This window comes from Heliomicrobium gestii (genome assembly GCF_009877435.1).
In the GTDB taxonomy this organism is placed as follows: Bacteria; Bacillota; Desulfitobacteriia; order Heliobacteriales; family Heliobacteriaceae; genus Heliomicrobium; species Heliomicrobium gestii.
Genome location: NZ_WXEX01000015.1, coordinates 1 through 25,564 on the forward strand (window position 1 = coordinate 1; position 25,564 = coordinate 25,564).

24 protein-coding genes are annotated in these 25,564 nt (G+C 57.8%); 3 read left to right on the forward strand and 21 right to left on the reverse strand.

What is annotated here, in order from left to right:
- Nucleotides 1–322: 322 nt before the first annotated feature.
- The 16 genes from GTO89_RS14880 to GTO89_RS14955 all read right to left on the reverse strand — a co-directional run bounded on the left by GTO89_RS14880 (nucleotide 323) and on the right by GTO89_RS14955 (nucleotide 19,933).
- Nucleotides 323–1,297, reverse strand: a complete 975-nt coding sequence (locus tag GTO89_RS14880) for a diguanylate cyclase (protein ID WP_161262891.1) — start codon at nucleotides 1,295–1,297, stop codon at nucleotides 323–325.
- A gap of 36 nt (nucleotides 1,298–1,333) precedes the next feature.
- Entirely contained in the window at nucleotides 1,334–4,114 is a 2,781-nt protein-coding gene (locus GTO89_RS14885) for a response regulator (RefSeq protein WP_161262892.1), read from the reverse strand.
- A 35-nt stretch (nucleotides 4,115–4,149) separates the two neighbouring features.
- Complete coding sequence (locus GTO89_RS14890; protein WP_161262893.1) at nucleotides 4,150–4,548, reverse strand: Hpt domain-containing protein; 399 nt, start codon at nucleotides 4,546–4,548, stop codon at nucleotides 4,150–4,152.
- A 297-nt stretch (nucleotides 4,549–4,845) separates the two neighbouring features.
- Complete coding sequence (gene pepF, locus GTO89_RS14895) at nucleotides 4,846–6,660, reverse strand: oligoendopeptidase F (RefSeq protein WP_161262894.1); 1,815 nt, start codon at nucleotides 6,658–6,660, stop codon at nucleotides 4,846–4,848.
- Between the two features lie 74 nt (nucleotides 6,661–6,734).
- On the reverse strand, nucleotides 6,735–8,750 hold the full coding sequence (locus tag GTO89_RS14900) for a methyl-accepting chemotaxis protein (protein WP_161262895.1): 2,016 nt from the start codon (nucleotides 8,748–8,750) through the stop codon (nucleotides 6,735–6,737).
- A 252-nt stretch (nucleotides 8,751–9,002) separates the two neighbouring features.
- Nucleotides 9,003–10,634 (reverse strand): putative manganese-dependent inorganic diphosphatase, encoded by a 1,632-nt coding sequence (locus GTO89_RS14905; protein ID WP_161262896.1) that lies wholly within the window; start codon nucleotides 10,632–10,634, stop codon nucleotides 9,003–9,005.
- Between the two features lie 23 nt (nucleotides 10,635–10,657).
- Nucleotides 10,658–11,686: a cation diffusion facilitator family transporter gene (locus GTO89_RS14910; protein ID WP_161262897.1), complete on the reverse strand. Its 1,029-nt coding sequence runs from the start codon at nucleotides 11,684–11,686 to the stop codon at nucleotides 10,658–10,660.
- 157 nt (nucleotides 11,687–11,843) lie between these two features.
- Nucleotides 11,844–13,037, reverse strand: coding sequence for an S-layer homology domain-containing protein (locus GTO89_RS14915; protein ID WP_161262898.1), 1,194 nt, complete (start codon nucleotides 13,035–13,037; stop codon nucleotides 11,844–11,846).
- Between the two features lie 130 nt (nucleotides 13,038–13,167).
- On the reverse strand, nucleotides 13,168–13,824 hold the full coding sequence (locus GTO89_RS14920; protein WP_161262899.1) for a (Fe-S)-binding protein: 657 nt from the start codon (nucleotides 13,822–13,824) through the stop codon (nucleotides 13,168–13,170).
- 1 nt (nucleotide 13,825) lies between these two features.
- Complete coding sequence (locus tag GTO89_RS14925; protein WP_161262900.1) at nucleotides 13,826–14,536, reverse strand: GTP-binding protein; 711 nt, start codon at nucleotides 14,534–14,536, stop codon at nucleotides 13,826–13,828.
- Nucleotides 14,537–14,551: 15 nt separating this feature from the next.
- Nucleotides 14,552–15,331 (reverse strand): ATP-binding cassette domain-containing protein, encoded by a 780-nt coding sequence (locus tag GTO89_RS14930; RefSeq protein WP_161262901.1) that lies wholly within the window; start codon nucleotides 15,329–15,331, stop codon nucleotides 14,552–14,554.
- A 278-nt stretch (nucleotides 15,332–15,609) separates the two neighbouring features.
- Nucleotides 15,610–16,776: an FprA family A-type flavoprotein gene (locus GTO89_RS14935; protein WP_161262902.1), complete on the reverse strand. Its 1,167-nt coding sequence runs from the start codon at nucleotides 16,774–16,776 to the stop codon at nucleotides 15,610–15,612.
- A gap of 157 nt (nucleotides 16,777–16,933) precedes the next feature.
- Nucleotides 16,934–18,133 (reverse strand): hypothetical protein, encoded by a 1,200-nt coding sequence (locus GTO89_RS14940; protein WP_161262903.1) that lies wholly within the window; start codon nucleotides 18,131–18,133, stop codon nucleotides 16,934–16,936.
- A gap of 32 nt (nucleotides 18,134–18,165) precedes the next feature.
- Complete coding sequence (locus tag GTO89_RS14945) at nucleotides 18,166–18,372, reverse strand: hypothetical protein (protein ID WP_161262904.1); 207 nt, start codon at nucleotides 18,370–18,372, stop codon at nucleotides 18,166–18,168.
- A gap of 2 nt (nucleotides 18,373–18,374) precedes the next feature.
- On the reverse strand, nucleotides 18,375–18,992 hold the full coding sequence (locus GTO89_RS14950; RefSeq protein ID WP_161262905.1) for an RNA polymerase sigma factor: 618 nt from the start codon (nucleotides 18,990–18,992) through the stop codon (nucleotides 18,375–18,377).
- A 143-nt stretch (nucleotides 18,993–19,135) separates the two neighbouring features.
- A complete protein-coding gene (locus GTO89_RS14955) occupies nucleotides 19,136–19,933 on the reverse strand; it encodes a M48 family metallopeptidase (RefSeq protein ID WP_161262906.1) in 798 nt (265 codons plus the stop codon).
- Nucleotides 19,934–20,060: 127 nt separating this feature from the next.
- On the opposite strand from GTO89_RS14955, the gene GTO89_RS14960 reads away from it, so the two are divergent.
- Complete coding sequence (locus GTO89_RS14960; RefSeq protein WP_161262907.1) at nucleotides 20,061–20,300, forward strand: hypothetical protein; 240 nt, start codon at nucleotides 20,061–20,063, stop codon at nucleotides 20,298–20,300.
- Nucleotides 20,301–20,515: 215 nt separating this feature from the next.
- Here GTO89_RS14960 and lexA read toward each other — a convergent pair whose 3' ends face one another.
- Nucleotides 20,516–21,229: a transcriptional repressor LexA gene (gene lexA / locus GTO89_RS14965; protein ID WP_407929499.1), complete on the reverse strand. Its 714-nt coding sequence runs from the start codon at nucleotides 21,227–21,229 to the stop codon at nucleotides 20,516–20,518.
- A 133-nt stretch (nucleotides 21,230–21,362) separates the two neighbouring features.
- Here lexA and GTO89_RS17890 point away from each other — a divergent pair, with 133 nt between their 5' ends.
- Nucleotides 21,363–22,010, forward strand: a complete 648-nt coding sequence (locus GTO89_RS17890; protein WP_161262909.1) for a phosphatase PAP2 family protein — start codon at nucleotides 21,363–21,365, stop codon at nucleotides 22,008–22,010.
- A gap of 86 nt (nucleotides 22,011–22,096) precedes the next feature.
- On the opposite strand, the gene GTO89_RS14975 is transcribed toward GTO89_RS17890, so the two are convergent.
- Complete coding sequence (locus GTO89_RS14975) at nucleotides 22,097–22,345, reverse strand: AbrB/MazE/SpoVT family DNA-binding domain-containing protein (RefSeq protein ID WP_161262910.1); 249 nt, start codon at nucleotides 22,343–22,345, stop codon at nucleotides 22,097–22,099.
- Nucleotides 22,346–22,539: 194 nt separating this feature from the next.
- Between GTO89_RS14975 and GTO89_RS17115 the strand changes: the two genes are divergently transcribed.
- The gene (locus GTO89_RS17115) at nucleotides 22,540–22,686 is read left to right on the forward strand and encodes a hypothetical protein (protein WP_012281405.1); all 147 of its coding nucleotides are present in this window, start codon (nucleotides 22,540–22,542) and stop codon (nucleotides 22,684–22,686) included.
- A 49-nt stretch (nucleotides 22,687–22,735) separates the two neighbouring features.
- On the opposite strand, the gene GTO89_RS14980 is transcribed toward GTO89_RS17115, so the two are convergent.
- From GTO89_RS14980 to mltG, 3 genes are read right to left on the reverse strand one after another with little or no spacing between them, the layout of a single operon-like run.
- Entirely contained in the window at nucleotides 22,736–22,942 is a 207-nt protein-coding gene (locus GTO89_RS14980; protein ID WP_161262911.1) for a hypothetical protein, read from the reverse strand.
- An 18-nt stretch (nucleotides 22,943–22,960) separates the two neighbouring features.
- Nucleotides 22,961–24,448: a U32 family peptidase C-terminal domain-containing protein gene (locus GTO89_RS14985; RefSeq protein WP_328793926.1), complete on the reverse strand. Its 1,488-nt coding sequence runs from the start codon at nucleotides 24,446–24,448 to the stop codon at nucleotides 22,961–22,963.
- Nucleotides 24,438–25,454 (reverse strand): endolytic transglycosylase MltG, encoded by a 1,017-nt coding sequence (gene mltG, locus GTO89_RS14990; protein ID WP_161262912.1) that lies wholly within the window; start codon nucleotides 25,452–25,454, stop codon nucleotides 24,438–24,440. Before mltG ends, GTO89_RS14985 begins: the two co-directional genes overlap by 11 nt.
- Between the last annotated feature and the right edge of the window lie 110 nt (nucleotides 25,455–25,564).

Below are 25,564 nucleotides of genomic sequence, written 5' to 3' on the forward strand. Positions count from 1 at the left end.
TGATTCGCTTACTTCCGTTTTTTCATTTTTGATTCAACGGTTTGTTGCGAACGAATGATATCTTATCACATCGCCGCGGACTCGTCAACAAGAATCTTTTTCGTTTCTTGCCGATTTTTCGGGCTCATCAGCGGCACTTGAGAATAATACCACACTCAAATGAAACGATCAAGGACTAAATTTATCCAAGACCGTGGCACTCTCTCGCCCTTGTTTTGATTGTTCCCATTTTCAATAAATACTTTTCCTTCATCGGGCATTTTTGCTTCAATATTTTCGCCCGACAGTCAATCAGACGTTTTTTCGTACGGTTAGGTAAAAATCAGCGATGTCGATGAATGTCCGCCATCTCGACCGTCCGGTTGCGTCCCTGCCGCTTCGCCTCATAGAGCGCTTCATCGGCAAAACCGATCAGTGTTTTTATTTCGCTGCCTGGCGCCGGGTAAGCCGTAGCGACACCTACGCTGATTGTCACTCGGCCAAGAACCGACTCACGATGTTCGATTTCGGCTTCCGATACAACCTTGCGAATCGCCTCGGCCACATTGAGGGCACCTTCCTGTGAGGTGTCCGGCAAGATGACGGCAAACTCTTCCCCGCCGTAACGGCAGACAAGATCGCTGGAACGGCGAACCACGTCAGGCACGAGCCTGGCGATGCTTTTCAGGCAATCATCGCCCTGGATGTGACCGTATGTATCGTTATAGGGCTTAAACCAGTCAATATCAAAGAGGACAAGCGAGATGGGGATGCCGTTCCGGATCGCTCGCTTCCATTCCGCCGTCAAGTACTCATCAAAACGGCGCCGGTTCGCCAAACCGGTCAAGCCATCCAGGGAGGAGAGGTTTTTTAGCTTGCGCACCGCTTCCTCCAATTCAACGGTGACTCGCAGCAACTCTTCTTCCCGCGCCTTCCGTCGATCCATTTCTGTTTTCAACGTGAGGGCCGAACGAATGCGAGCGAGCAGTTCCAGCTTTTTGACGGGTTTGGTGATGTAGTCCATCGCGCCAGCGGCAAAGGCCCGTTCTAAATCCACCATGTTCGTCAACGCCGTCACCATGATGACGGGAATATCGCGCCACGCCTCGTCTAACTTTATCTGCTGGCACAGTTCGATTCCGTCCGTTTCCGGCATGATTACATCCATCAGGATGAGGTCTACGGCTGGTCCCTTTTCAAGCAAGGCTAGCGCTTCTCCCGCCGCTGCGCTCGAGTATGTTTCATAACCGGCAGCGGCCAGCACCGTCTCAAGATAAATCCGAATGTCCTCTGCGTCATCGATGATCAAAATTCCCATTGCGCCTTCCCCCCACCGCGTCGGCTAGAATCACAGCTACGCGCCTACGTTGGCCTTATCATTGCCGTTACGAGACCCTGTTCCTGTATCTTTGCCTCGCTCCAGTTTGCCGCAGAAACGGTGAAGCGCGTCCAGGAGGATCTTCTTCTTGATCGGCTTGGTTAAATGGTCATCACAGCCAGCCTCCAGGCTGCGTTCCATATCTTCCTTCATCGCATTGGCCGTGAGTGCGATAATGGGCGTTTTCGGATGTCCTCGCTGCTGCTCCCATCGCCGGATCTTTTGGGTAGCAGTGATGCCATCCATCACCGGCATTTGAATATCCATCAACACCATGTCATATTGGCCTTTTGAGAACATTTCAACCGCTCTCTGGCCGTTTTCAGCCATATCGATCAGCACCGGCTCTTTTTTGAGATAGGTGCGAATCAAGAGACTGTTGTCTTCGGCGTCTTCCACCAAGAGGATGCGCACCGCAAGCGGTGTCGCGAGATTGGCGCTCTCCTGTCTCGCTTCCCGCTTATCCGGGCGTGTTTCCAGAACAGCCAACACCGTCTTGAGCAGATCGTTCCGTTTTACCGGTTTGACCAGGTAGGCGGCTAAGCCCAACTGTTTCACTCGTTGGGCATCGTCAATCCGGTTGTCCGATGTGACCATCAAGACAGTCGCCTCGCGGAGTTCCGGTTCGGCCTGAATGGTCTCGGCAACCTGAAAACCATCCATCTCCGGCATCCGGCAGTCCAGCAGGACCAGTTCATAGGGTTCTCCCTGCGCCCTGGCTCGTTTCATCTCTTCGATACCTTCTGCGCCCCCCGGTGTATCCACCGGCATCCCCCCCCAAGACTTAACCGTTTCACGCAGGATAATGCGGTTTGTCTCGTTGTCGTCGATGATCAAGGCCTTGATCCCTCGCAAGGATTCGATGGGCTGCAGGCTGTTCTCTCCATCCGGATCGCAGGGAGCGAAACAGACGGTAAAGTAAAAGGTGCTCCCTTTCCCCAGTTCGCTGTCCACCCAAATCCGACCGTTCATCATCTCCACGAGATGGCGGGAGATCGTCAGGCCAAGACCCGTGCCGCCGTAGCGGCGCGTGGTCGATGAATCGGCCTGGCTGAACCGCTCAAAGATCACACCGATTTTATCAGGGGCGATGCCGATCCCCGTATCGGACACGGAAAATAGAACCGCTCCCGTCTGGTCAGGCCGCGAGAGATCGCGCTCAACACGGAGCACGATCTCACCCCGTTCCGTAAACTTCACGGCATTGCCTAACAGGTTGATCAGAATCTGCTGGAGACGCTCCGAATCACCGCAAACCTGGGCCGGCGCGTCAGGCGAGATGTGACAGACCAATTCAAGACTTTTTTTATGGGCGCGCACAGCCATCATCTCAGCCGTTCTTTCCACTAACTCACCCAGGTGAAAGACCGAGGACTCCAGTTCGAGACGACCGCTTTCCACCTTCGACAGATCGAGAATGTCATTGATCAGGTAGAGCAGCGTGTCGCCGGCGCCATGGCAGATGCGGACATATTCCGCCTGTTCCGGTGTCAACTGGGTTTCGCCGAGCAATTCCGTCATACCGAGGATGGCGTTCATGGGCGTCCGGATCTCGTGACTCATGTTGGCCAAAAAGTCCGATTTGGCCTCATTGGCGCGCCGCAGTTCCCGCACGTGATCATCGATCGTTTCGGCCATCCGGTTGAAGGTTTGACTTAATTCCGTAAGCTCAACAGGCACATTGGGGCTGTCGGGCAAATCTATGCGGTAGCTGTAGTCTTTACGCTGCATATGCCTTGAGCCTTCGATCAGGTTATCGATGGGTTTGCGAATCCGGTTAGAGACTGCGACGGTCAGAGGAACCGACAGCACAAGCAGGATCAGGGAAACGCCCATCATGGTAGCCATCTGCCGGTAATAGGGCGCCATCGCCTCCGTCTCTGACACTTCTCCGATGATCACCCAGTTCTGCTGTCGCATCTGCTGGAAAGCGCCAAGGACCTTTTTTCCCTGGTAGTTGGGGTAGACGGCTGTGCCCGGTTTTCCCTTCAACGCCTGTTGAAAAGCGGGACTGTCCACCTTGACCTGCAACGGGGCGGTTCCGTCGATGACTCCCCGTTTGACGAGGTCCGAGGCAAACCGCGATTGCGTGATCATCAGGCCATTCGCGTTGACCAGATAGGTCTCGCCGGTTTCTCCGGGGCGGTAACGGCTCATGACCGCCTCAATGGTGGCCAAGTTGACCGATGTGAAGATGATCCCCCGAAATTGACCATTGAAGCCGTAAACGGGTGAAGAAATCATGACCAGCGGTCGGCCCGTATTGCGTCCGATGATGACGTCGGTTACATAGTCTTTGCCGTTGACGCCCTGTTGATAGTAATCGCGATCAGACAAGTTGATCTGGCCTACCCGTCCCGCCGTATCAACTTCATTGATCCCTTCGCGATTGACAAAGGTCAGGTTTGTGAAATGCTTGTGCTGGTCCAAAAAGCTCCGAAAGAGGTCATCCATCTCCCGGTTGTCTCCATTGCGGACCGCCTTGATCTCGGCCAAGGTGCGCACATCATCGCGACAGTTATCAAACCATTCATCAATGGCGTTGCGTTGGATTGTGATGGCCTGTTCCAACTGCTCAAATTTTTCCCGCTGAATATGTTCAATTTCTGAAACGAGGAAGTTAACCGTCAGCACGACGGTAGGCACGATGATAAGCAGTATCCCCCACCAGTTTAACTGCGCTTTCAGCGTGCGCAAGCGGAAAAAAGTGCCCCTTTGCGCGTCGTCCTCACTCCGATTGATTGGCTTGGTAGCCACTGCCACTCCCTCTTCCGCTCCTCGATTCGGCGTTGCTAGGGTTCCTCACTGGGGAAACCGCTGTCCCGAATCGACTGGAGACAGGCATATACTTGTTCACACTCTTGTTCCAGGGCCGCTAGAAGTGCTGAAACGCCGGCTAGTTCTCCCATTCTGGCAAACTGTTCAATCTGATAACTTACGTCCGCCGCTTTGTGGGCGCCTAACATGGCGCTGCTCGATTTGATGCTATGGGAGGCCAGACGAACCTCTCCGGGCAGGTCGCTCGCCAGCGCTTCGGCGAGGGCCTTGACTTTTCGCGGAGTTTCCTGAAGATAAATCTCGACGAGGCGAGAAAAAAGCTCTCTGCTTTCTAAAGGATCCAAATCCTCCAACAGTGAAGCCAATGACTCTTTATCGATAACGGCGTCACAAAAAGATGTGTCCGTCAACATGCGCTCTCCTCCCCCGCCGCTGTACCTTCCCCCTGCATTGTGAAAATCGGACAGCTTGATCCGTTCATATCTCAGAACCGTCTTACAGAGTACGTACAGACTAAGCTCGTAAAATTCCCTTATACCACCAATGTTTTATCCTGTTTCTGACGTTATAAAATTCTTTCCAAACGTACAGAATCCTGCCACTATCGTCTGCTTTGTTGAGAAATATGTAACAAAAAAGCGGCCATCGCTTTCTTGCTTCTGACCGCTTTCGCTGTGATATGTCTTTGTGGTTTCTGTTGCCCCGATCGCTCACCCAGCCTCGGCGGCCAACTTCTCCATCTCGTCGAGCAGTTCCCGGAAGACGGCCAAAGCCTTTTCGATCGGCTCGGCGGTCCCCATGTCCACGCCGGCCCGCTTTAACAGTTCCAAGGGGTAGTCGGAACCGCCGCTCTTAAGGAAGGTCAGATAGCGTTCGACAGCTGGCTGCCCCTCGGCGAGGATTTGAGCGGAGAGCGCCGTGGCGGCGGAAAAGCCGGTGGCGTACTTGTAGACGTAGAAGTTATTGTAGAAATGAGGAATGCGCGCCCATTCGATGTCAATGTCGTCATCGACGATGATGTCCGGCCCGTAGTAATCGACGTTGAGCCGGTGGTAGATCTGCTTCAGTTCCTGAAGGGTGAGCGCTTCGGCTGCCTCAATTTTGGCGTGAACGAGTTTTTCAAACTCAGCGAACATGGTCTGCCGGTACACAGTGCCCCGGAACTGCTCGAGGTAGTGGTTGAGCAGGAAGAGACGCCGTCCCCGATCATGTTCTTTTTCCAGCAGGTGGCGGATCAGCAGCGTCTCGTTGACGGTGGAGGCCACTTCGGCGACGAATATCGTGTAGGCCGAGTAGACGTAGGGCTGTTCCTTGTGGGAATAGTAGGAGTGCATGGCATGGCCCATCTCATGGGCCAAGGTGAAGACGTCATCGAGACGGTCCTGGTAGTTGAGCAACACATAGGGGTGGGTGCCGTAGGGTCCCCAGGAGTAGGCTCCGCTCGTCTTGCCCTTGTTTTCATAGACATCGATCCAGCCGGTCTTGAAGGACTCATCGAGGACACGGCCATACTCGGCGCCTAAAGGCTCCAGACCCCGCTTGACCATCTCCAGCGCTTCATTGTAAGAGACCTTCCAGTCCACCTCTGCCACCATGGGCACATAGAGGTCATACATGTGCAGTTGGTCGACGCCGAGGAGCTTCTTGCGCAGGCGCACATAGCGGTGCATGGCGTCATTGTGGGCGCGCACGGTCCCGATCAGCTTGTCGTAGACCTCTTTCGGCACATTGTCGCCAAAGAGCGCCGCTTCCAGGGCCGAGGGATAGTGGCGAACACGGGAGAAGAAGACATCCCGCTTGATGGCCGAACTGAAAGTGGTCGCCAGGGTGTTCTCCAGTTTTTTATAGGTTCCATAGAGACCGTGGAAGGTCTCTTTGCGGACACGCCGGTCTTTGCTCTCCATCAATTGGCCGTAGCGACCATGGGTGATCTCCACGGGCTTGCCTTCTTCGTCACGGACGGTGGGGAACGTCAGGTCGGCGTTGTTGAGCATGGTGAAGATCTGCCCCGGCGATTGGCCCAGTTCGCTCGCCTGGGCGAGGATCGCCTCCTCATCGGCCGTCAGGACATGGGGCTTCTGCCGCTTCAAGTCTTCGAGGAGGAAGCGGTACAGGTCTAGGCCCCGCTCTTCCTGCTGAAAGCGCCGGAGCGTCTCATCGGGAATGGCCAGGATCTCCGGCGTGAGGAAGGCGGTCGCGCCGGCGGCGCGCGCGTTGAGGGCGACGGCCCGGTCGGTCAAGGCCTGGTAGGTGGGACTGGCGTTATCTTCATCGCGGCGCATACGGGCATAGGTGAAGATCTTCTCCAATATTTTCCCGAGTTCATCCTGAAGCTGCAAGGACGTCAGGAGATGGGCGCTCTTCTCCTGGAGCTTGCCTTTCAAGGCGGTGATCTTTTCCAGCAATGCCGGCACAGCCTGAACATCCTTTTCCCAGGCGTCGTCGCCGGGGTAGATGTCTTCCAACTTCCACTTAAATTCAGAAGCGATGTCCGGGCGCTTGGGCAGCGCCTTTTCTTTTTCCATGGATCGTCTCTCCTCTACTTGGAAGGTCCAGTATATTATAGCGTTTCAATCTGTCCCCTATCCGCCTACCCGACCTAGGTCTTGAATTTTCGAACGGTATGGCTCAACTGGGTGGCCATGGCGCTGATCTGTTCGCTGGCGGCCGTTAGATTTTCCATCGTCGCCGCCGCCTCCTCGCTGGAGGCGGCCATCTGGGTGGCGATCTCCGCTGTCCGTTCGATCACATTGGCCACATGGTTGATCAACTGCAGGATTTTATCGGAACTGGTGACTTCCTCGTTGGTGATTTCGACGATGCGGTCGACTTCCTTGCCTGACAATTCGACGGCCTGCAGGATCTGTTCCAGCACTTCACCCGAATGTCCCACAGAGGATACACCCCGCTGCACGTCGTCCCGACTTCGCCGGGTCGCCTCAACAGCTTCCGCCGTGCGGGTCTGAACTTTTTCCAGGATCGCCGACACCTCAGCCGCCCCCTGAGTCGACTGTTCGGCCAGCTTGCGCACCTCTTCGGCGACGACGGCGAATCCCCTGCCGTGTTCGCCCGCCCGGGCCGCTTCGATGGCCGCGTTCAAGGCCAAGAGATTGGTCTGCGTGGCGATGGCGGTGATCGTTTCGGTGATGGAGCCGATCTGCTGGGTGTATTCGTTCAAATTGGCGATAATCGTCTCGATCTCCTGGGCGCGCTGTTGAATGTTGGTCATGCCGGTCATGGTTTCATGGACGGTGGTCTTTCCCTTTTGGGCCTGGGTCAAGGTCAGTTGGGACTTATCCTTCACTACGAGGGCCGCCTCGCGGGCGATCTGAATGAGTGAAGCCAGTTCAATCAGGACCTGGGAGACTTCGACGATGGACTGGTTGCCCAGTTCGGCGTCCTCCGCCATCTGTTCCATGTTTTTGCTCATATCGCCAATGGCGGCGTTGATTTCGGCGTTCGAGGCGGCCAGTTCCTGCGATGACGCAGCCAATTCATCGGAGGAGTTGCGCACCGCCCCCACCACCTTGGACTGGGTCTCCACCATGATATTGAAGGCTTTGGCCAGGCCGGCCATCTCATCCTTCGCCTGAATTTGCGCCCGAGCCGTCAGATTGCCGGCGGCGCCGTGGGCCATGGCGGCGCGTATCACTTTGATGGTGGCCACGATCTGCCGGGAGCCCATCGTGGCCGCCGCGCCGGCCAGGATGACCAGAACGGCGGTGGCGCCGGCGATGAGCAACAGCATGTGGTTGAACCGACCGGCGAATTCATTCTGATCCATCGTGCTAAAGAGAAGCATCGGCAAGCCGGAGACAGATGTATAGGCGGTGATCCGCGTCGTTCCGCCGTCGCGGTGCGTCACCATCCCGCTGCCCTCGGCAGCCTTGGCGGGAATTCGCTCCAGGCCGGTCGACTCCTTCGTGATGTCGAGCTGAAGGACTTGGGACGAATCCGGGTGGGCCAGAACCAAGCCCTGGGGATTGGTGATGTAGTTGTATCCGGTTTGACCCAACCGGGTCTCGATGATCGGCAGGGAGATCCGGTTAAACTCTACGGCCATGGCCAGGATGCCTGTCGGTTGCCCCTCATGCTCTCGATTCCAGATGGGCATCGACACGACCACGACAGGCCGCTTTGAGATGGGCGATTGGATAACCTGGGACACAACGGATTTGCCGCCCAAGGCAGGTTGGAAAAAATCAAAGTTGCGCACGTCAGTGCCGACGCTCGACCCGCCTAAGGCGTCGGCGTAAATCGCGCCGTTTCGCCCGACGATAAAGATATTTTCGTACAGCCCCTTATCGGCGGCATAGACATCCTGCAAAAAGCGGGAAACGTCCGCTGCCGATTGAGTCGAGCCCTGATTCGCGGCATTGGCGGCTTCCACGATCATCCCTTCGCGGCTGATGATCATGCCTTTGTTTTGGCTTTCTCTGAATATCGTCTCCAGCATCCGGACCTGGTTTTGCAGATTCTCACTCAGTCGCTGCTCCTGGCTGGCGATCATCTCGGCGCGCACCTGCCAATAGACGATCGATAAGGATACGATCACGGGAATGATGGTGATCAATAGAGAAAAGACGACCATTTTCTTTAATAGACTCTTCTGCACGCCAGTGCCCTCCCTCATCGCTTATTCGAGGACAACCCATCTGATGTCGTAGTGTGGAATTTTAAAATGAGCACGTTGAAAGACGATAACGCTAAAACATGTGACGCTACGTGAGTAAGCGATACCAAAGAGTGTTCGACAACGATTACGCAATCCCTGCCAAATCGATACAAGACTGCCGGCATAACCACACATTGGGATTTAAAAAATAAAATCCCCGTTGCTGCCAACGGGGAACGCAGTGGAACCGGTTCACGTGCCGAGATAGGCTGACAAGGGCGGCACGACCTGCTTCTTGCGGGAGATGACACCGGGAAGGTAGGCGGAGTTGTCTTCAACAATGACGCCAAAGGCTTTTTCGACGGGCTCTTTTTTCTCGCCCGCCACCAGCAGCCGCGTACCTTCCTTAATGATGTCGGTCAGCATGAGCAGGGCCAGATCGAGTCCCTTTTTCTTGCGGATCGATTCCATCTCCTCCAGCAGGGTCGACTGCATGCGGCTGACACCGTCGTAATCCATCGTCTCGACTTGGCCGATGCCCAGCTTCAGGGGACCCAGGTGAAACTCCTTGAAGTCCTGGAAGATGATCTCCTCGGGCGTGCGCCCTTCTATGGAAGAGCCGGCTGTGAAGAGTTTGAGACCGAATTCATGCAGGTCAATGCCGGCGATCTTGGCCAGCTTTTCGGCAGTCCGCCGATCGCGAGGGGTGCAGGTGGGGCTCTTGAAGAGCACCGTGTCGGAGAGAATGGCCGAGACCATCAGTCCGGCGATCTCCCGGGGCGGTTCGATATCGTTCTCATCATACATGGCGGCAATGATGGTGCTGGTGCAACCGACCGGCTCACCGCGGAAGTAGATCGGTTCTCCCGTCTGGACATCGCCGACGCGGTGATGATCGATCACTTCGAGCACCTGCGCCTGATCGAGACCGGCCACCGCCTGGCTCTTTTCATTGTGGTCGACGAGGATGACCTTCTTGCGTTGGAGCGCCAGCAGGTGGTAGCGGGAGATGACGCCGAGCAGCTTTTTCTCTTCATCGATGACAGGGTAGTTGCGGAAGCGCGTCTCCAGCATGACCTTGCGGGCGTCGTCGGCAAACTCGTCCGGTTGGAAGCAGACCATGTCCTGGCGCATGATCGTGCCGACGGGCGCGCTGAGGCCCAAGAGACGGGCGGCGTTGAAGGTGTCATAGGGAACGGTGAGCACGGGAATGCCTTTGTTGCGGGCCGCCTTTTCCACCCGTTCGGTGATGCTGAGGCCGCCGGTGACGATCAGGCATCCGGCGCCGGCCTCAATGGCGGCCAACTGCGCATTTTCCCGGTCGCCGGTGACGACTGTGTCGCCTTCGCCGATACGCTGGACCATCGTTTCCACATGCATGGCGCCGATGATCGCCTTGCCGCGCAGCTTCGTCTCCAAAGGCGCCGGAACGAGGAAGCGGCCGCCCATGGTGCGCAGGATCCCACCCAGGGTGAGCCCCATCCGCTCGAGGTCCTTCAGTTCGTCCAGGTTCAGGTAGCGTTGCGCGATGTCGCCGAGGGTGATGATGCCAAGGAGCCGGTTGCGGTCATCGACGACGGGCAGGGACTTGAGGTTTTTGTCGCGGGCCAGGATGCCCACCTCACGGATGGGCGTGTCGGGCGAGATGGCCACCGGCGCCTGTCCGCCAAGCATGTCAGAAACGCGGGAACGCACATCGCAGATGAGACGCGGCGGCTGGACATTGAAGTGAGAGAGGACGAATTCCGTTTCCGGTTTGAGATTGCCGCACCGGGCGGCTATGTACTCGCGGCCTGTCAGCTTTTCCTTGAGATAGGCGTAACTGATGGCCGAACAGATGGAGTCCGTATCGGGGCTGCGATGACCGATGACGATGACACCCATGGTTCCAAAGGTTCCCCCTGTCGCTATGTTTTTTTCTCGGCTTTGACCAGCCGGTTGGCTACTTTTTTGCGTTTTAGCCGAACGAAATCGCGCGACCCCCAGCGGCTCAGTTCATCATCCTCATGGATGCTCAAGGTGACATTATGGATATTCGGATAAATCACCTTGAGCCGGCGCTGGATCTCTTCCTTCACGTCTTCCGCCTGGCCGACAGACCAGGTTTCCGGCAATTCGATGGTGCCGTCCACATCGAGGTAAGAGCCCTCGCGGACCACATCGAGTTCATAGAGATCCTCGACGCCCTGCACATCCATGATCGTCTCAGCGATCTCGTCGACGACCTCTTCCGGCGCCGTATAGCCGATCAGCCCTTTGATGTTCTCCCAGGCCACAGAGACAGCAATGCCGAGCAGGAGCAAGCCGATGATCAGGCCGGCAAGCCCGTCGCCCCCAGGGGCAATGTCGAACTGCGTCGCCGTTAGGCCGGTCATGGCGACAAGGATCGCCACCGAAGCGAGCAGGTCCTCGAAAAAGACGAGCCGCGTCTCCGGCGAAGCCAGGTCATACTTCTGCAGCGACACCTGGAGCAGGGCGAAACCTCGGGCCTCAATCTCCGCCTCACGGGCGATGTCCTTCATGGCCGTCACCAGCACTGTCCCATCGACGGCCAACGAAACGGCGAGGACGAGCAGGTTCCAGTAAAAGCCGGTGGGCTGATGGGGATGCAGAAGGGCCGCATAACCGGACTGAATCGCTTTCACGGCGTTGTAGGTCATGAAGATGGCCACGAAGAGCACGATCAGGTTGGACAAACGTCCGAAGCCGTTGGGAAAGCTGGGGGTCGGCTTGCGGGAGGCAAAGATGGAGCCAGTGAAGACCGCCGCCTGGGCGCAACCATCGTTAAAGCTGTGAATCGCCTCGGCCTGCATGGCCGATGAACCGGTCCACTGATAGGCGAGAAGTTTCACAGCGGCCAGGAAATAGTTCCCCATGGCGCTCTTCAGGGACGTATAGTTGGCCTCTCGTAGCATGGCGATGGCGCGTCTAGGCACGTTCGAGCTCGCTCCTTATGGATTCCCGTTTGCCGAAACCCGACAAGGGATATTTTAGCCGATGCCGTCATGGGATGCCAGTGTCCGAAGCGACGAAGCGATCAGTTTTTTCACTGATCGCTCACCGGCGCGTCTTTTCGTCTGCTCTCTGCAGGGATCATTCATGGACAGGGACGAGGCGTAGCTCGGCGCGCACCTGATCGACGCCCTCCACATCACATTTGGCGACGCTGTAAAACCGGTACGCGCCAGTGATGTCGGCCGTTTCGATCCGACCCGTCTTTTTCTCCAGGTATACGGTCAGTGTGTTTCCCTGCCGGATCATGGCGGTGACCTGAGGCGGGTTGGAACTGGAGCTGGAAAAACCGATCAGGGCCACGAGCGCTTGCTTGCCAAAATCGAGCCCGGTCGTGGACAGAACAGGCATGTCCAGCGTCGTATCGCGCCACTGCTCTGCAAAGGCGCGGGACTCCGCTTCGCTGCGGATCAGGACGGCCTGGCGCGGGGCGTTCCATTTGCCGTAATCGGATCGCCCGTAGGGAGTATGGGCGATCGAAGCGCCATAGGGGGTCAGCTTGCCCGCCACACGGTGGACGATGACCGCTGCCTGAGCCCGGGTCACAACCGCCTTGGGTTTAAAATACCCCTCTTCATCGCCTTTGATGAACCCTGCCGCCGATGCCGCGGCGACACTTTCGCGACAGTCCGGTCCGATGGCGTCGTTATCGGAAAAGGGAATCGCCGAAGGAGTGGACGCCGCGTCAGATGATGGCGTCGACCCGCTCGCGGCCGGATCATTGGCGTCATCGCCGGTCTTATGCAGGTAGGCCGCCCAGACCCACTGGGCCATCACCTCGCGGGTCAATCCCTCCTGGGGATGAAAGGCCTTGTCAGGCAGGGACAAAAAAGTGTGGGCCGCCGTGATCAGATCGCCCGCATACCAGACATCGCCAGGCACATCGGTCGCCACATCGCGAATATCCGGCGCTTTGATAAAATTCACCCGGAAATCGAAGGCCCGCACCAGCAGCGAGACAAACTCCGCCCGGCTCATCGTTTGCTCCGGGTGAAAGAGCCCCTGTTCATCACCGCGGATCCAGCCGCGGTCGACCATCTCGGTGATCTGCGCCTCGGCCCAGTGGCCGCGGGCATCGGCGGGACCGGTACTCCCGGTATCGGCCCAGGCCGGCTGCGGCGCAAATAAGGAAGCACCGGCAGGTGAACGGCTTCCCTGCTGTAACGATGCCTGCCCGGATAAGGTATTCACAGTAACCGGCGCCGCGGCGCCCGATAAAAAAACGGCGCCCGCCAACAGCAGCGCGCCGACTCGGGGGGCTGCCTTGTCGTTCATCGATATCGCCTCCAACAAACTAGACGCGGCAGTCCAGAAAAAAGTTGCAACATTTTTTAAAAAAACTGGGGAAATCCTTTTATCGGATTCCCCCGCTCCCGAGCCATCGCATTTTTTTCAGGTGGCAGTTCTAGTCCCAGTCCCGTGTCGCCAGGATCAGGATATTCTCGATCCGGATATGGGGACCCTCCGACTTTTGCAGGACCATGTTGACCAGTCCCGTGTGATTCAGGCTCATCATGCAAAATCCGGGCAGGAAGGTCATCCGGCAGCCGAGTGTCGGTTCCTTGCGAATGGCTGTAGCAATCCCCTCAAAACCGACCATATGATAGGCCGAGACGTTTTTCACCTCTTGCTGACCGTCACGGGCAAATTTGGGACCCACCACCCAGGTGGTCAACAATCCCGTGATCGGGTCGGCCTCAATCACCCGCAACACGTGGGGGATGGGACATCCGGCGCCCATGGGGCGTCCCACCACCAGATCGCCCTCGCGGATTTCCAGTTTCTCGACCAAGTCGCCGCGGAAAGGAAGGACGATCTTGCGCGCCGATATCTCACCGGGCAGGGGTTGGAGCACAAAGTCATAGCCATGACCGAGGACATCCCGTTCCGGATGGGTCGCTTCCAGCTCCCAATCGACACCGCAGCCCCCTTGGGTTTCTTTATAGAAGGGACAGTCCTCGTAGAATTTTTCCTGCGCCTGAACAGAGCGGAGAAAGGAACGGCAACTCACTTCGCCGCATAAACCGCAGTTTTTCCCCGGAGGCAACCAGGATCGGTTCATGTCATTCACCCCGGTACAAGTAGTCGGCGATCTGGCCGTCCAGTTTTTTGATGACGCCGAAGTGGTGTTTCCAGCCGATTTCCTTCTTGCCGATGCAGATGGTGCAGGTGCCGATGGGCGGACTGCCTTTGAGCACCAGTTGGTTCTTTTCGATGTCTTCAGAGTGGGCGATCAACTGGTAGAGGCGGTTCAGCGATGTCCCCTGGAGGGCGTTCGTCTCCATCAGGACGATGTGGGGATGCACCTCTTTGATCTTTTGAATAAAGACCTCCCGCTCGGCCTGGCTGACCAGATCGATCTTGGTGACGACAGCGATGTCAGCCAGCGCAACCATGGCGCCCATCTTCTCGGGCGCATGGATGCCGGAGATGGAACTGAGCACGATCACGCCCAGCCCCTGGTTCAGATAGGGAGAGCAGCGCAGGCAGAGGCCGGCGCTTTCGACGATGAAGAGGTCGGCCTCATTGCTTTCCGCCCATTCGACGGCGTCGCCGAGGACCATGACACCGGCATGGTCGGGACAAAGGTCGCCCGAGTAGACCTTTTTGGTCAGGATATTGAATTCCCGCTGGAGTTCGATGTCTTCAAAGGCCTTGACCACATCGATCTTCAGGTAGGCGATCTTCATCTCGTCTTGAAAGTGGCGCACGATCTGTTTCGTCAAGGCCGTCTTGCCTGCCGACGGCGGCCCGGCGATTACGAGCAGTTTCACAGTCTGTCACCCGCCTTAGCCAAAATTGACGCTGATCAGTTCCTTGGTGATGATATGACCGGCCCGAATCTTTTCCCGGATGATGCCGACCCGCTTATCCAGTTCGATCAGGTTTTGGGCGGCGCCAACCTCGGATTCGTTCTGATCGATGACTTTGCGCACGGCGCCGTTGCTCATGATCACCCGTTTTTGCGTCAGCAAGGCGATCACTGGGTCATGGGTGACGAAGATAATGATCTTGCCGCTGTTCTGAATCAGCCGGACAACCTCCTGCTTAAAGATGCCGGCGTTTTCGATCTCATCGAGCAAGATGATCGGCGCCGAACCGATCAGGAGCGCGTCGGCGATCATCAGGGACCGCGTCTGCCCGCCCGACAGAACGGTCACCTTCGTGTCTTTCCGGATCTGTTCGCCCGTAAACTTGTTGGCCAGTTCGATGGTCTTGTCGATGATGTCCCGGTCATTGATCTTCCGGGCGCGGGCATGGATCTCGAGAAACTCCTCGGCGGCAAGGTCGGTGAAGCATTTCGTGTTCTGAGTGATCATGGCGATCGGCTTCAATGAGGGATTGTAGCGGAGTTCCTCTGGCGGCTCACCCCCATTGATCAACACATGCCGCCGCGTCGACGTGTCCCCTTGCGCCAGCAGTTCAATATCAGTGATGAAGGCGGTTTTGCCGCTGCCTGTGGGCCCGACGATGGACAGGGTTTCTCCAGCTCGTAGGGTGATGCCGGAAAAGTTCTCCAGTTCCCCCGTTTTGTCGCGTCCCGGAAGAACCGTTATTTCCTGGATCATAACACCTCTCCTCTTCCCGGTAGTTGCGGCCTGGCAGACGTAGCGAACGGAACCGGGGTGTCAACCGGCCTTTCACCGTTCACTTTATGCCTTCATTCCGGCAGGGGCGACCTTCCCCAGGGGCGGTACTTTTTGACAGCGGGACGAAGAAACTTGTCCTGAATTTATCTGTATGCCGCTGTTCGGGAAAAGAGGCGCCTTTTTCCTCTATCACAGCAAAAACGTCCCTGCCGCAAAAGCGGACAGGGACGTTTGCCTGTTTTATTCTCGCGTCGAGCTTACTCGCCGACGACAGCTTCCACTTGGGCCGTAATCGCTTCAAGGACATTGTCATCGGGGATGTACTGCACCTTGACAGGCTGCAGCATGTCGAAGCCGGCGGCTTTCATGGCCTCGTCGATCTGGGCGACACTCTGGCCGCCCCAGCCGTAGGAGCCAAAGGCGAGGCCGACACGGTGCTTCGGCGCCAGGCCTTTCAGGTAGGTCAAGAAGGCGGCCACACTCGGCAGCATGTTGTTATTCAAAGTGGGCGAACCGACACAGACGTATTTGGCGGTGATCAGTTCGGTCATGATGTCTGACATGTGGTTGCTGTCCAGGTTCAGCAACTTCGAGTCGATGCCTTTGTGCTCAAAGGCGCGCTGGATCGCGTAGGCGACTTTTTTCGTCGAATCCCACATGGTGTCGTAGATGATCAGCGCCTTCTCCTCGGTCTGATTGGTGGCCCACTTGCCATATTCCTCGAGGATCTCGGGGATATGGGAACGCCAGAGAACGCCGTGGCTGTTGGCGATGACGTCGATCTCGAGGCCGGAAAGGGTCTGAAGCGCATTCTGCACCTGTGATCCGTAAGGGAGGACGATGTTGGCGTAGTATTTTTTCGCCTCTTCCACGACCAGATGGTAGGACAACTGATCATCGAAACGCTCCATGGAGGCGATGTGCTGGCCAAAGGCGTCGTTGGAAAAGAGGATCTTGTCCTCGGGCATGTAGGCGACCATATTGTCGGGCCAATGGACCATCTGGGTCAGCACGAAGGAAAGAGTGCGCTTGCCAAGGCTCACCGTCTCGCCCGTCTTGACAACCTTCATGTTCCATTCGCACTTGTAGTGCGCCTTCAACCCCCGCTGTCCGTTGGGCGATGTGATGATGGTCGCATTGGGCGCCAGTTCCATCAATCGGGGAATGCCGCCGGAGTGGTCCATCTCCACATGATTGCAGATGATATAGTCGATCTTCGACGGATCAACGATATGGGCGATCCGGTCCAGCATCTCATCGACGAGATAGGATTTGACCGTATCGACCAGGGTGATCTTTTCATCCATGATCAGATAAGCGTTATAGGATGAACCCCGTTGGGTGAGGTAGCCATGAAAGTCCCGCAGGTCCCAATCGATGGCGCCTACCCAATAGATATCCTCCTTGACTTTAACGGGTCGCATTCGTCGTTCCTCCTCAGCGCGTCAGTACCAACATTACCATTCAAGGTCAACCGTTGAACGGAAATGGATGTGGTTCGCGTCTATTGTGCCGCAAAAAGTAGCCCGTGTCAATCAGTAATAGTTATTGTTTTCTGTATTCATGAGTGGAACGACCGGTTCACCGGATCGATTGGGCGACGCGGATCGCCTCTTCTTCCGGAAGGATACCCTCCAGCATATAGAATGCCTTGTCACGACGCCATTCGATGCGAAGCAGCCCCTTGGCAAAGAGGGCCAATTTCCCCGGCTCACCGGCCAGCTCAACATCCCGGCGGGCCAGGGGCGTTCCTTCCGCCGGCGAAGCCGCAGCAGCGCCAACGGTCAGGTTGAAGAAACTTGACGCCGGTCCAACATAGCGTAGCACCCTGGACGTCGTAGGTTCCGTCAACATTCTCTCTTTGGCGGCAAGCATGACAAAACCGGGCGGAAGATAACCGACGACAGCCCCCCCCTCGACAACATCGGCCGGTTGAGCCGATAAGATCGGGGCGGCAAAAGTGGACAGTGATCTTTGGGCCGCCGGCAGAGGCGGCGCGGCGTCGACGGCCGATAAGGCCGCGGCTTCCTGCTGATCGGCCAAGGGAACCGCACCCATTTGGGGGGAAGCCCCCATTGACCGATCGCTCTGGTCACCGCCCAATTTTGCGGCAGGCGCCGGTCGCGACACATCGTCTCCCCTGGCCGGAACGGCGAGGGCCACTCGCCGCTCTTCTTTGGACGATTGGGCGCCGCCATCGGCTGAGGTGGAGACCGGCGGCGAGGCCGTCGACAAGGTTGCGCTTCCAACAGCCGGAGCAGAACCGCCGGCCGGCGGCGAACCCGGCTCAACTACAGCGGAAACCTTTGCCGAGGAGGCTGCAACCGATGCGCTAACCGGCGCCATGGCGGCCTTTTCCTGCGCGACAGCGCCGGAAGTTGCCGACGCCGGTGCTGCCGACGCCGGCGCAGCGGGGCGAAGGGAGGGAGATGGCGGCGGCGGCGTATTCGCGCGATCACTTGCGTTATCGAGTGCGGCGTTTCCGACAATACTGGCGGTTTTTATCGCTGTTGTCGTTGAACCGGTCCACTGAGAAGACATGAGCCCCCCCACCACCAGCGCCGCCGCCGCAACAGCTGCCCACCGCAGGAAAAGCGGACGTGGCCGCGGTCCCGTCTGGGACAGCGGTTGCGGTTGCGCCTGCAGCGACGCCTGTTCCCGCCGTTTTTGCTCCAGGCGGGCCCATGACGCCTCGATAGGAGGAACAGGGGTTTCCTCCACCATCTGGCGGACAGTCTCCTCAATTTGCCGATCCAGAAACCGCTCAGGCTGTCTGTTCATGCGGTTTCATCCCTCCGTCCCGGTGTCAGCCCTTAGTCTTCAATGCGGAGCATGCGAATGCGGACGGCGCAGCGTCCGTCAGAGGTGCCTTCATAGTAACCAAGCACATTGGGGCATACCTCGTTGCAGATCGCCTGCCATTCGGGAACGCCGTATCGTTCTACGATAAACTCGATATCCTTCGCATAACGCCCTTCCAGGTGGGCGTAAATCGGGCACTTTTCCATTGTATCGCTCATGATTATGTAATCTCCTTTCCCATCTTCCCGATCGTGCTGGCAACGGTCGTTTCGTCTATGTGCTCTTCTTCCTGTAGACGTTTGTCCTGACCATCCCGTTCCAACCATTGGCGAATTCGCTGCTTGGCCCGGCTGAGGCGCGATTTCACGCTCCCCGACGGGATGTCCAAGGTGGCGCTGATCTGTTCGATGCTCTGATCCAGATAGAACCGGAGGTAAATGACACTGCGGTAATCGGGTGGCAGCCGGCTGATGCACCGGCGGACGATGGATTGCTGCTCCTGTTTCACCGTCGCCGTTTCGGGGGAGCCTTCAACGGTCTCGCTCTCATCGCGGATTTCGGCGCAAAGGACATTGCGCACCCGGCGGCGCAGGAGATCCCGGGCCGCGTTGACGGCCATTTGACACAGCCACGACTCCAAGCGCTCCGGATTGCGGAGTTGGCCGATCCGTTCCCCCAGCTTTAAAAAGACATCATGGGTCACATCTTCCGCCAAGTCGGGGTCGTGGAGAATGAAGAACGCAGCCTGATAAACCGACTTGTAAAACTGCTCATAGGCATGACGCAGTCCGTCAGTGTCTCCGGCCTTCAGTTTTTCAATCATCTCTTCAATGCGCACACACGGCCCCCCTACGCCCCCGCTTGTCCAAAAAAGTGGCGTATCGTTACCCAACACATTACCCAACAGAGTATCGATTCCCAACAGCATTGTTTTCGCTAAGAATTAGACAACCCCTGCCCACACAAGAAAAAAAGCAACTGTCACATCTCCCCTTCGACGGGAGCCGCGAATTCCCGCCCATGCTCGCGCAGCCAGCGCCGGTGAAGGGCGTAATCGGGAACATGCTGCGCCACAAGGCTCCAGAACCGGGAAGAGTGATTCAATTCCTGAAGATGGCAGAGTTCATGAACGATGACATAATCCATCACCGCCGGCGGAAAGAGGATGAGACGCCAGTTAAAGGAGAGGTTCCGCCGCGACGAACAACTCCCCCACCGGGACTTCTGATCGCGAATGGTGACCTTTTCGTAGGGGCGACCGAGAGGCCTGGCGATTTCATTGACCCGCTGCGGGATCAGCGTCTCGGCTTGTCCGCGCAGCCATTCCCCAATGACCGGGCGCCACTGCCCTTGCTGTTCCGGCGTCAACCAAACAAACAGCCGCCCTTCCGCGTGTTTGACCCGGCTTTCCGCCGGGAGGGGACCGGGGTCATGGACGATAACAACATCCAGCGAATCGCCGCGGAAAAAGACCCGATCACCCCGCGCCGCCTGGCCGAGGCGTTCCTTCTCCAGCTGCAGCCTTCGCCAGTGGCGCAGGATCCAGTTCCCTTTCTGGCCGATGATCTCGCGGATCTGATCGCCCGTCAGCGCAACCGGTCCCCGCACTTCCAGCCCTTGCGCGCTCAACCGCAGGCTGATGTTGCGCACCCCCTTGCGCCGCTCCACGCGCAAAGGGACCGCCAGGTCGCCAAGCAGGACCTTTCCGCCTTTGCCTCGCGTCAGTTCAACGGTGACCGTCTCATGAGTCCCTTGTCTCGTTGCCACTCTTCCCGCCATGTTTCCCCCATGAAAAAACAATTTTCCGCAAAAAAATGCCTCACTGGTCCGCATGTGCCTATTGACATTGGAACATATGTTTTATATCCTGTCATTAGAACATCAGTTCCAAGGAGCGTGTGGAACCATGGAAGCAACCGGTTATGTTCGGGCGTCTGCGGCCCACCGGGCGCCAGTCGTCCATCGATTTCCCGTCAAGCCTGCGGCGCGACGCCGGCCGGAATCCGTAACGACCCGGACGCAGCGGTGGCTTGAATCGGCTGACACCCTCCGTGAAACCCGGCTCACCTATGGCATCTGCGCCTTCGCCTTTCTCTATCTATCGGTGAAAGTCCTGCAAAGCCTTTTGCAAGGGCTGCTGTTCTGACGCTCTAGAAGGCGCAGTTGCCGCCTTGTCCGTCGTTTCCGTCGCTACCGCTTTTTCCGTAGATAACACCGGAGAAGCCGCGCCGGAAAAGGCCCATCGAAGCCATGAACTGTAGACAGAGCCACCGCATCGACGGTGGCTCTGTTTTATTCTGGGAGCAAGTCAAAAACGCAGGGCTTTCGACGATAGGTTATGCCATAGGTTGTGATGAAGGTTTAGTGGATCGTGCGCATGACCATGACCACCTTGCCCAGCACAGAGACGTCGCGAACGCGGATCGGCTCCAGGGCGCTGTTCTCCGGCTGCAATCGCACGTGGTCCGCCTCCATGAAAAAACGCTTGACGGTGGCGTCTTCATCGATCATGGCGACGACGATCTGCCCATTAGAGGCGTGGGCCTGTTTGCGCACGATCACCGTGTCGCCATGGAGGATGCCCGCCTCAATCATGCTGTCTCCCTTGACCCGCAGGCCGAAGAACTCGCCTTCCCCCAGCATCGACTTGGCCACAGGCAGGTAGTCCTCCACATATTCCGTTGCCAAGATGGGTGAACCGGCAGCCACAGCGCCCAGCAGGGGCACTTGCAGGAAGGCCTTTGCCGGCGGTTGCCGCTCGGATATGTGAGAGTCCCTTGGCGGACGCTCGAAGGGCGGATTATCGAATTCTCGATGGGCGCTCGCCGTTCCGCCGCCACGGCCCGATTCCAGCCGTTCCTGCCGGTCAGCCAGGACCTCGATCGCCCGTGGTTTTGTCGGATCCTTGCGGATCCAGCCCTTGTCTTCCAATCGCTTCAGATAAACATGCACCGTCGAGCTGGAGGCCCAACCCATCTCTTCGCCGATCTCGCGGACACTGGGCGGATACCCCTTCTCGCGGACATTTTTTCGGATGACTTCAAATACTTCCCGTTCTTTCGGTGTGAGTTGCATCATCCCACCTCCGCTTCCATATTAGCACGTATGTTCCATCGAACTCAAGGGGATCTGTGAAGGAACTGGCCATGATGGCGGCGAAAAATGGAGAAAAGGGACAATATTCCTCAACTCAGGAGGTGGTTCCGAGGTGGTTTCCAGGACGCCTTTTTTTCCTGTCCTGGCCGGATTGGCCGCAGGGGCGACCATGCTCTTTCTGAACGGAACGCTTTTGGCTGCCCTCAACTGGACGGTTCCACTGGATTGGTCGTTGCCGTTGCTCCTCTTCTCCCATCGCTCAGCCGGAATGGACGTGGCCATGAGCGCCATCACCGGGCTGGGGTCGGCCCAATTTCTCCTGCCCGCCTCGGTGGCGGCGGCCGTCCTTCTCTATCTGCGCCGGACGCCACAGCGCCTGTCTATGCTCCTCGCGGCCCTGCTCGCCTGGGGAGTGCTCAACCATCCCATGAAACTCTTTTTCGAACGCGCCCGGCCGGACATGGCCATGGCCCTCGTCCATGAATCGTCAGCATCGTTCCCCTCCGGTCATACCCTGGGCGCCGCCCTGATCCTGCCGGCGTTGTTCATGGCCATCACCGGCCGCTCCCGGCCGCCGGCGGTGACGTTGCTCCCCATCACGCTGGTGGCGATCAGCCGGATTTACCTGGGCGCCCACTGGCCGAGCGATGTGCTCGCCTCTCTGTTGGCCGCCCTGGTCTTCTGGGTCGCCGTCCTTTACGGGCGCAGCGAGCCTGCCCTTCGCGTGAACTCGGTACTGCCGATAAAAAAGCGGCGGTGAAGCATCCTAGATGCATCACCGTCGCTTTTTTATCGCCGGTTTGAGCGGATTATGCCGAGATTTTGCCGAGATTTCACGCCACGGCGTCAGCTGACAAACTTGGCCATTTCTTCGGCGCATTCCCGGCACACGGCTTTTCCCCGGTAGTTATGTACATCGTTCGCGCTGCCGCAAAAAACACAGGCGGGCTCGTACTTCCTCAAAACGATCTTCTCTTCTTCGACAAAAATCTCAAGTCCATCCTTATCGGCAATGCCCATGATGCGGCGGAGTTCCATCGGAATGACAACCCGGCCCAGTTCGTCTACTTTTCGAACGATTCCCGTCGATTTCACGAACCCTCCTCCTTCCACGCCCTTCGACAATATATGTCTTATCTTTACTATAACGTCCATTCTCTACATAGTCAACCTTATTTTTCCATAAAAATGGCGCTTTCTTTCTCTTTCCCTAACTTCATGTAGAAGGAGTAAAAAAACACTGAAAGGGGTAAGCTAGGTATACTTGTAAAAGAAAGGAGAATGAACGCGTGGAAAATAACATCGAGCGCAAAAGCGATAACGTGTTGAACGGCACCACCTGGGAGTTCCTCAAAACCGGTTGGTGGGTATGGCACGTCTTCGCCATCGCGCTGGTCTTCTACCTGGGTCATTTGCTGTGGCCTATCTACCGTTAATCATGCAGAAAGGCCCCGGTTCGCCGGGGCCTTTCGTTTTGCCTGAACATTACTTTTCGTCTGCGTCGAGGCCGTATTTGTTTTGCAGGATGTCCTTGATGCGGTTGGCCCGCAACGCGTCCGTCTCGGCATACTCCTGAAAGAGTTTGCCCACTTCCCTGTCATCGGTCGTCTGCGCGAACTGCTGATAGTCGCGGACCAGTTCCTGTTCATTGAGCAGCGACTTCATCAGGAAGTCCCGGGTGTTCAGTTCCATGAAACGTCACCTCCGGCATTAGTTTGCCGGAGACGGCAGTTTTTCATCCGAAAGGTCTCCCGCCGTTTGGGGAGGCTTCGACTCGCCGCCCTCCCAAGCCACCGGCCAGGGCAGGCTGTCGAGGACCCGGATCACTTCCTCGCGCGTATCGGGGGTCGTGCGGATGAGGACGAGACCGGCTTCCTTGTCGACTGTCGTCGGCACACCGAAATGGCCGAAGCCCTCCAGGATGATGTCGAGGTAGAAAATATGGGACGGATCGATCCGCACCTTCAGGAACGATTCTTCCCCGCCGTCCTTGGGCCGGCGAACGAGATCGAGGGGCGCCACCGGGCGAGGCACACCGATGCGGATGCGCTGGTGGGGACGGGGCGCCTGATCGATGGCATTTCCCTCGTCATCGCGCAGCTCATTGACGATGGCCAAAAAGGGCGTCCGGCCCGGCCCGGCCAGTTCCAGCAAATCGCCGAGGCGGATGCGGTTGCGCACCTCGATCTCGGCTTCCCGCTTTTGCGGGTCATAGGCCTGGACGACACCGACAAAATCATAATCGCGCCGGTAGGACAGATCAGGCTCCTGTCCCGGCGGCCCGTGCAAAAAGCCCCGCGTGTAGGGGCGGTGGCTGATCTTGGCCAGTTCCTCCCACCAGGAGCCCTCGGTGCGCGGCGGCCTTCCCGCCGACCGGGCGGCCAAAGCGCTGTCGACGGCGCGGCGGTAGATCTCGGTGACAGTGGCCACATAGTGGACGCTCTTCATCCGGCCCTCGATCTTCAGGCTGTTGACGCCGGCGTCGAGCAAGGCGGGAATATCGGGAAGCAGGCAGAGGTCGCGGGCGTTGAAGACATAGGAGCCCCGCTCATCCTCCTCGACCGGCAGGTAGAGGCCGGGCCGCGTCTCTTCGACGAGGGCGTATTTCCAGCGGCAGGCCTGGGCGCATTCGCCCCGGTTGGCGCCCCGTCCCGTCAGGTAGTCGCTGATCATGCAGCGCCCCGAGTAGGACATGCACATGGCGCCGTGAACGAAGACCTCCAGTTCGATGTCCACGGCCTGGCGGATCTCTTTGATCTCGCTAAGGGAGAGTTCCCGGGCCAGCACGATGCGCTTGGCGCCCTGTTCCGCCCAAAAACGAGCCGCCTCAGCGTTGGTCACGTTGGCCTGGGTGCTGATGTGCAGCGGCAGGTCGGGAACAGTGCGGCGGGCGACGGCGAAGACGCCGGGATCGGAGACAAGGATGGCGTCGGCGCCCAGGTCGCGCAGCTCTGTCAGATAGGCGGGCAGCGCGGCAAAATCGCGGTTGTGGGCAAAGATATTGACCGTCACATAGACCTTTTTGCCCTGACCATGGGCGAGGGCGACGGCTTGAGCCATCTCTTCGGTCGTGAAATTGCCGGCATAGGCGCGCAAGCCCAGTTCTTTGCCGGCCAGGTATACGGCGTCTGCGCCGTAGTGCAAGGCCATGGCCAGCTTCTCCGGGTTGCCCGCCGGCGCGAGCAGCTCAATTCCCATACTTGGCGACTGCCTGCAGGTGTTCACTGTAGGTTCGGCTGAACTGATGGTAGCCATCCCCTTTGGCGACGAAATAGAGGTAATCTGTGTTGGCCGGATACAAGGCGGCCTGGAGGCTGGCCTTCCCCGGATTGGCGATGGGACCGGGCGGCAAGCCCTGATATTTGTAGGTGTTATAGGGCGATTCGATCTGCAGATCCTTGTAATACAGTTTGGCCTTCGGTTGGCCCAGCAAGTACTGGATGGTCGAACAGGCCTCCAGTTTCATGCCCTTGTTCAGGCGGTTGCGGAAGACGGCGCTGATGACCGGGCGGTCTTCCTCTTTCTGGGCCTCCCGCTCGACCAGGGAAGCCAGGATCACGGCGTCGCGGACGCCGATGTTCAAGGCCTTCATCCGGGCCCGCACCTCTGGGGTCATTTCCTGGTCAAACCGGCTGACGAGCATGCGCACGATCTCCTCGGGCGTCGTCTCGCGGCGGATGCGGTAGGTGGCCGGAAAGAGAAACCCTTCGAGCCGGTTTTCATTGGCGGGAAGCCCTTTGAGGTAGTCATAGTCCAGCGGCGTCTGGGCGAGGGCCTTGCGAAAAGCCTCACGGTCGACAAGTCCCTTGCTGGTGAACAGTTCAATGATCTGGCGCGTCGTGTACCCCTCGGGAATGGTGACGCTGTACAGGCGGGTCTTCCCTTCGATCAGCACGTTGAGGATCTCCGGCACGGAAAGGCTCGGCGTGAGCGCATATTCGCCGGCCTTGAGGGACTCGCCGCCATGCCCGCGGGCATAGCTGGCAAAGGCGCTGCTGCTGCGGATCACCTTTTTTGACTCCAACAGATCGCCGATCTCGCGGGCGGTGACGTTGGAAGGGATCTCGACGACGATCTCCTGCCGGTCTTCCGGGTCCAGAGCCGTCAATCCCTGCTGGTACATCTGAAATGCGATGACTGCGGCAATGATGCCGATAATGGCCACGAACCCAAGGGTCCACCGGGCCTTTTTCTTGCTCCGCACCGTCGAGCCTCCTCCAAAAAAAATCCCCCGCTGCCACGGAGGAAGTCAGTCACCATTATAGGCAGAGGGGCGAGGAAAAAACAAGATTGATAAGAATAAAGACGGTGTAT